The 6,950-nt window shown below is 48.1% G+C and carries 6 protein-coding genes, 1 tRNA gene and 1 pseudogene; 6 read left to right on the forward strand and 2 right to left on the reverse strand.

From position 1 onward, the window contains the following. Positions 1-252: zinc ribbon domain-containing protein (locus tag RIC07_RS39055; protein WP_446399216.1), on the forward strand; the 252-nt coding region annotated here is incomplete at its 5' end. Between the two features lie 82 nt (positions 253-334). On the opposite strand, the gene RIC07_RS39060 is transcribed toward RIC07_RS39055, so the two are convergent. After that, positions 335-3,190 (reverse strand): CBS domain-containing protein, encoded by a 2,856-nt coding sequence (locus RIC07_RS39060; protein WP_446399217.1) that lies wholly within the window; start codon positions 3,188-3,190, stop codon positions 335-337. 226 nt (positions 3,191-3,416) lie between these two features. On the opposite strand from RIC07_RS39060, the gene psbZ reads away from it, so the two are divergent. From psbZ to RIC07_RS39085, 5 genes and pseudogenes are all read left to right on the forward strand, one after another. Beyond that, positions 3,417-3,608 (forward strand): photosystem II reaction center protein PsbZ, encoded by a 192-nt coding sequence (psbZ, locus tag RIC07_RS39065; protein WP_446378093.1) that lies wholly within the window; start codon positions 3,417-3,419, stop codon positions 3,606-3,608. A gap of 86 nt (positions 3,609-3,694) precedes the next feature. Then, complete coding sequence (ribH, locus tag RIC07_RS39070) at positions 3,695-4,297, forward strand: 6,7-dimethyl-8-ribityllumazine synthase (RefSeq protein WP_446378091.1); 603 nt, start codon at positions 3,695-3,697, stop codon at positions 4,295-4,297. A 110-nt stretch (positions 4,298-4,407) separates the two neighbouring features. Further along, positions 4,408-4,479: transfer RNA gene (locus tag RIC07_RS39075), tRNA-Gly, on the forward strand. A gap of 248 nt (positions 4,480-4,727) precedes the next feature. After that, positions 4,728-5,138 (forward strand): hypothetical protein, encoded by a 411-nt coding sequence (locus RIC07_RS39080; protein ID WP_446378089.1) that lies wholly within the window; start codon positions 4,728-4,730, stop codon positions 5,136-5,138. A gap of 9 nt (positions 5,139-5,147) precedes the next feature. Continuing rightward, positions 5,148-6,113 (forward strand): annotated as a pseudogene (locus RIC07_RS39085) (aldehyde dehydrogenase family protein); the annotation flags it as partial. A 185-nt stretch (positions 6,114-6,298) separates the two neighbouring features. On the opposite strand, the gene RIC07_RS39090 reads toward RIC07_RS39085, so the two are convergent. Next, the coding region (locus RIC07_RS39090; RefSeq protein WP_446399218.1) for a CHAT domain-containing protein at positions 6,299-6,950 on the reverse strand (652 nt) is incomplete at its 5' end.

The raw sequence follows: 6,950 nt of genomic DNA on the forward strand, positions 1-6,950 counted from the left end.
GCCGGAACAAGTCAGACTTGCCCCAACTGCTTAGAGGATACAGGCAAAAAGAAACTATCCCAACGAGTACACAAATGCCAGTATTGTGGGTACACAGCCGATAGGGATGTGGCATCCGCTCGCATTATAGAAATTAGAGGAGTCGTAGCCGTGGGACACACGGTTGGTAAGCTTTCTGAGGGTAAAGGTCACGTCCTGGAAGACGCTAAACTCTACCTCCCTGTGACGGAAGAATCCCCCGCGCTCTTATAGCCGGGGGAGTGTCAATCCCCACAAGCACCAATAATGCTACAGCCTAGATGAACTATATCCAAATTGTGCCAACACTCAACATTTACGTAGAACGAGGATAATGCTGCTCTAGAAAGGCTTTGGCATCTGCCTCATCCTGAATCACGCCATCCAAGGTGGCGGCTAACAGGGCATCTAATATTTCCTTGTAATGAGGTCCCGGTTTATAACCCAAACGTTTGAGATCATTCCCATTCAGAGGAGCCTGCACAGTTGCCAAGTTCGTGAAATAGTGCCACAGCTTGCGTCGAATTGCTCTAGAACTGTGTACGGCAATCAAAACCAATGTAGGTAATTTATACTGACGTAACAGCCAAACCACTTCACTGGGACGCTGACATTGGGGTAGAGACTCTACCACCTCAGTTTGGGCTTGTCCGAGATGCTGCAGTCGCTCAATACTATCAATAGGCAGTTGTAAATTTTCTGCCACCTTGCCGCGTTCTTGAGGCTCTAAATGAGCAATTAACACCTCAAGCCGCATCTGCCAATGTTTTAAAGTTTGATCCGGATCAAACCGTCGTAACCAACGGTCAATTAGACGAACCCGCCACCATAACAATGGGTCAAGCTTTAAGCTGGGATGAAGACAGCGTAATGCTCCGAGTGATCCAATGAGTTGGAATGCCCGTTGCCAATAGGGGGCTTCTAGGATGTACTTTAATTCGGCTTTCAAGCGGGTTTCTAGAGCAGGCGCTCGCGTATTTGCCCCCAGCGATCGCTCATAAACGCCACTCTCTAGCGCATACTGGATATAGTCTTGGGTTTGGGGTTCCAGTTCAAAGCCTAAGCGCACGGCAAACCGCACCGCTCGATAAATGCGAGTCGGATCTTCGATAAAACTATTGGCATGCAAGACGCGAATTTGACGCGATCGCAAATCCAACATCCCGCCAAAAAAATCCAGTAGGGGCAACGCCTCACCTCGCCTCCCCGTCAGTCGGGCTGCCATGGCGTTAATGGTAAAGTCTCGCCGATAGAGATCCTGGCGAATAGAACTGGCTTCCACTTCTGGATTCGCCGCTGGATAGGGATAAAACTCAGTTCGAGCCGTGGCAATATCAATCCACAGGGAATCCAGCACCGGGTCATTATGCCACAACAATGCTGCCGTTTGAAACGCCCCATGAACATCTAAGCGAGCATTGGGATACCGTTCTCGCAAGGCTTTTGCCAAAGTTACTCCTGCGCCCACATCAGCCGCCCGATGAAACCCATCAACCACCAAATCCACGTCTTCTAGGAGCAAAGGTTGGCTCTCATCCGCCAGCAGTACGTCACGAACGGCTCCCCCCACTAAATAGAGATGCCAACCCCGTGCCTGGGCTTCCTGGGCGGCTTGAGTGAGCAATTGCCACAGGGCAGGAGCAAGGCGTTCCCGCATATTTAACAGGCGGGATGAGGGATAGGTCATCTGGATGGGGCAAGTCTCTCCCCAGCGCTCTTGATCTTGGCGCACTTGTCGCAGCACATCGGTACGAGTGACAATCCCGACTAACTGCTCATCCTCTAACACGGGTAAGCGTCCAATATCATAAGTCACCATCAGCGACTCAATTTCAGGCAGTGAGGTTTGGGGGGTAATGGTTTTTAGGTTTCGGGTCATATACCCTTTAACTGGGGCATGACCTAAACCGTGATGCAGTGCTAAATCAATATCTCGCCGTGAAATAATCCCAATTAACTGGTCATTTTCATCAACCACAGACAGTCCAGAATGCCCATAACGCAGCAAAATTCGCTGCGCTTCGCCAACGGTGGTATCGGGGCGAATCGTTCGCACCGGGGATGACATTAACTCTAGGGCGCTTAGGGGTTGGGGAATTTGCTCCTTGAATTGATCAACGAGTTGGGGCAAAACCTCTGGGGGATTTCCATGGCGTAGGGTGACGGCGGCGGCTTGAGAATGCCCCCCTCCACCTAGGGGTTGTAAGAGCGCATTTAAATTCGTGCCAGGAATTCGCGATCGCCCGATAATCGTGAGACGGGATGATTTTGAGTGTTGAGGGTTGGATTCACTCACATCTTCTAGACGTTCCACCGGAACGTCTCTACCATCTTCCCCAGCTCCCCCAGCTTCCCCAGCTCCCCCAGCTTCCCCAGCTTCCCCAGCTTCCCCAGCTCCCCCAGCTCCCCCATCTCCCCCATCTCCCCCATACTCCGCCGCCAGCAATAGGGCGTCGCTTTCCGTCAGGTCAACTAATCGTGAGGCTAAACTTGAGAGTCCCGGTACATAGTCTTGAGTTTTCAGGAACACCCAAGATAGAGTATTACCTTGATGATTTTCAGATTGTAACTGGTCTAGGGCTGTGGTGAGCAGTTGTTGCAACTGGGGCGAAAGTCCAGGATCTACATAGTCGGCAATCTGGCGAATATTTGCCCCTTGTGTCATTAACCACGCCAGAGCCATAGCATCCCGTGGGGTGGTTTGGTCAAAGGTTAAGGAACCTGTATCGACATGGATACCGAGTGCCATCACTGTGGCTTCGGCGGTGGTTAATTGGATTGAGGTTTGTTGTAATTGCTCGACGATGAGGGTTGTGGTGGCACCCACAGGTTCAACCTGTCGAAATGTGGCAGGAATATCACTATGAGTGTCGCCGTGATGATCGTAAAGTTCAATGGCAGTAAGATGAGGCAAGTCGAACCATTGAGCAGCTTTCCCCAAGCGATCGCGCTTTTGGGTATCCACCACGACAAGAGAATGAATTTGGTCTACTTTAACCGAACGTCGTTCAATCAAAGCATACTCATCCCGATGCAGTGCCAAAAAATCCCGAACCGCCGGGTGAGCGCCCCCGGTTAGGACAAGTTTGGCTCCTGTTTTCAGGCGTGTCAGCCCGACGGCTGCTCCTAGGGCATCAAAGTCGCTAATCGTGTGACACAAGATTAAGTCCATGGTTTGTCATTTGTCATTTGTCATTTGTCATTCGTCATCTTCCTCATCTTCCCCATCTCCCAGACGTTCCACCGGAACGTCTCTACAACCCTATCTCCCTCATCTCCCTCATCTCCCCCATCTGCCATCTACCTTGTTGTTGATTTTCAGTTTTTTCAAAAAAGCGGGTCAATTTTTGGTAGCTTACAATCAGAAGGATTTAACGTCTTGAAAGGCACAACAGGAAATGTCTATCTTATTTCAAATATCACTGGCAGCTTTGGTCATTTTGTCATTCGTCATGGTGGTGGGTGTTCCCGTCGCCTATGCTACCCCCCAAAACTGGGAGCAATCAAAAAATTTGATTTGGATAGGTTCAGGACTTTGGCTGGCTCTGGTCATTGTGGTTGGCGTCCTGAACTATTTTGTGGTAGCCTGACTTTCTCCCCGCCTGAATGATTAAATTCAGACGGGGCTTCTCCACCAACAGACAGATGCTCATGACGCAAGAGGGCAAAGATAGCCATGGCAGTTTTTGAGGGAAATTTTACATCAGCCAGCTCCCTGCGCTTGGCAATTATCATCGGTAGATTTAATGATCTCGTGACAGAGAAGCTATTAGCCGGGTGTCAAGATTGCCTGAAACGCCACGGTGTTGATCCCAATCCTCATGGCTCCCAAGTTGATTATATTTGGGTGCCAGGTAGTTTTGAAGTCCCTCTCATGGCTCGTCAAGCTGCCCTTAGCCACCGCTATGATGCGGTGATTTGCTTGGGCGCTGTCATTCGCGGTCAAACCCCCCATTTTGATTATGTGGCGGCTGAAGTCTCTAAGGGCATTGCCGCCGCTAGCTTTCAAACCGGAATTCCCGTAGTCTTTGGGGTTCTAACGGCTGATACGATGCAGCAAGCCTTAGAACGGGCAGGAATCAAGAGTAATAAGGGTTGGGAATATGCCATGAGTGCCTTAGAAATGGCGAGTTTAATGCAGCAGTTCAAGGGGCAAAATGGCTCAGCCGCTTATAATGCTTATGATCCGGCAGGAACTCCTCAGTCCTTACCTGTTTCATCAGGGCGGTCTCTTCCTTCAGAGTCAGCTTCTGAATACAATGAGTCTGGGAATTCATGATCTATGTAGAGACATGCCATGGCATGTCTCGGAGCAAAGGAGCTATGGCAAATAACGAATAACTTGACAAAACTGGATTATTCTGAGACACTGTAAAAAGCAAAATAAATGCGGGTATAGCTCAGTGGTAGAGCGTCACCTTGCCAAGGTGAATGTCGCGCGTTCGAATCGCGTTACCCGCTTAAATAAAAAGCGAAGCCATTGGAGCTTCGCTTATTGTGTATAGTTTGTTGCATATAATTTGTCGATGCCCAATCAAAAATTGGTGAAGGGAAATGAAAGCGCTAATATTAGAGCATGAGCGTCTCCAAGAAAATCTCGGTTGGGAATTTGTGGGGATAAGTTTAAGCTATAGTGATTTACTATACAAGTTGATCGTGTAATCAGGAACACTCAATCATCAACGTAATCTTGGTTTTGAATAGCGCTTGTGCCACCTCAGAAAGCTCAAAAGATAGATTTAAGTAAGGAGTATCCCTGCCCGTGTCGGCGGCGGGGGTGTTTAGTGCCGATTACCCTGACAGAAGCCTTTGGCTGTAATCGCTGTCAGCAGATTTTCGTTCTTGAAGAAAATGGGCTTATAATTGAGCAATTATCGACGACTTATCCCTATAAAAAAACGTGGCGTTGGACAGGTCATCGCTGGGTGAGTACCCAAGGGAATCTTGGGGAAAGCTACCTACCTGTAGCCCTCTTAATTGTGCTGGTTTTGTTGATTGTCTGGTTACCTCTAGCACTGCAATCTCCAACCGGTCCTTCTATAATTCTTTGGGCATTACTGGCAGTGATTTTAGCGGTGTTGCCAGCGCTTATGGTTTGGTTAGCTTATCGGCGTTCGTAAATGATGGATATGGAAGCCTCTGATCCTACGCCTCAGTCCAACCGTGTGATTGCCAGATCACATCGGGCATCTGTGGTTTTGGCAACCACAAAAGGAGTTGAGCGATCGCGTGGCGTTCAAGCGATGGTAAAAGCCTTGCAAAATGCGTTTGATGATATCTTGGATGCCAATACCATGGACTTGGAAGCCAGTCGAGAAATGGCAGTTCCTGAGTTGGTATTAGACTGGCTGAAGCTGACGCCAGAACGACTCCAGATTGCGATTGGGATTTTGCAGCGGATTGGGGAATTATCTGATCCGATTCGTCGGGTGATGAATGCGTCTTATCAACTTGACCATTCTCAAACCTATTGTCAAATGATGCCGTTGGGCGTGATTGCCTTAATTTATGAGGCGTTCCCTGAGTTAGGTGCGATCGCGGCGGGTTTTTGTATTAAAACGGGCAACAGTTTGATATTAAAAGGAAGTAGCGAAGCCAGTCAATCCAATCAAGTGATTGCCCAAGCGTTACAGAACGCCTTGGACGAGGCGGGTTTACCCTCAGGTTGTTTGGAATTGTTCCCTTCAGAACAGGGGGCTTCTATGCGAGATTTAGTCACACGGGATGACTATTTAAACTTGGTGATTCCTTACGGACGCCCGACGCTAGTGCAGCAAGTTTTGCAACAAGCAACGGTACCCGTTTTAAGATCAGCAATGGGGAACTGCTATCTCTACTGGTCCGAATCAGGGACTTGGGATGGGGTGCGATCGATTATTTTAGATAGCCACGCTAGTATCCCTGATCCAGTGAATGCGATCGAAAAAGTCTTGATCCATCGTAATCAAAAGCCATCCTCTTTAATGAATCTCTGTAAGAGTTTGAGCGACAAGGGCTTTAAACTCAAAGCCGATGCTGAGTTGGTGGCAAAATTTCCCGATCAATTGACTCTAGCGTCTGAATCAGAATGGAGTCAACCTAAAGTTCTCACTACAAACAAAGTCCTATTTTAGCTGTGTCAGTCCACTACGTCCTTTGTAAGGGTTTGAGGCTTGTTTACAAATTATAGCCTTACCAAGGCAGGTTAGGACTTACGGCACCATAGAGACGTTCCATGCAACGTCTCTACATACGTAAATGATGTGTCCTGATGTCCTAACTTTTCTGCGTAGTGCTATAACTACCACGGATTTCCGACTAAAGTAAACGCACTCCAATAATAGGGATGAGTCAGATTAATATTTCCCTGGTTGAGTAATTCCTCAGGTAAAGAAATCCTAGCCGATGGTGTAACTAATTCATCGTCGTCTAATTCCACTTCCCCCCGCATCATTGCTAATTGTGCTTGTCGTAAAGCTTCAGCTTTAATCGGGGCTTGTTTTAACTGTTGATAAAATGTGGTCATTAGTCCTAATGTCCCGGTATCACTGACATACCAGAGGCTACCTAACGCTGATTTTACTCCCGCTTGTACGGCTAATCCAGTAAAGCCTAACTCCGCTTGTTCATCCCCTAAGGCTGAACGACAGGCACTTAATACCATCAGTTCAACTGGGGGATTATCTAATTGTAACTCTCGCAATTTGTCGAGGGTTAATCGGGTATTCCAAAACTGAATATAGGAGTTACTGGCTTTACCGGGTTTAAATTCTCCATGGGTGGCGAGATGGAGAATGCCAAAGGGTTGACTCGCGCGGGCTTGTTTGAGATTTTCTAGAGTGAAGGTTTGGTTAAGAAAGGACTGACCCGACCACAACTGATTGGTAATAATCGATAACTCTTTGGGGACAGCAGGTAAAGGGTTTTGTTCTTCAAATTTAGACGCGCCCATA

Origin of the sequence: Coleofasciculus sp. E1-EBD-02 (assembly GCF_040218245.1) — a bacterium.
In the GTDB taxonomy this organism is placed as follows: domain Bacteria; phylum Cyanobacteriota; class Cyanobacteriia; order Cyanobacteriales; family Coleofasciculaceae; genus Coleofasciculus.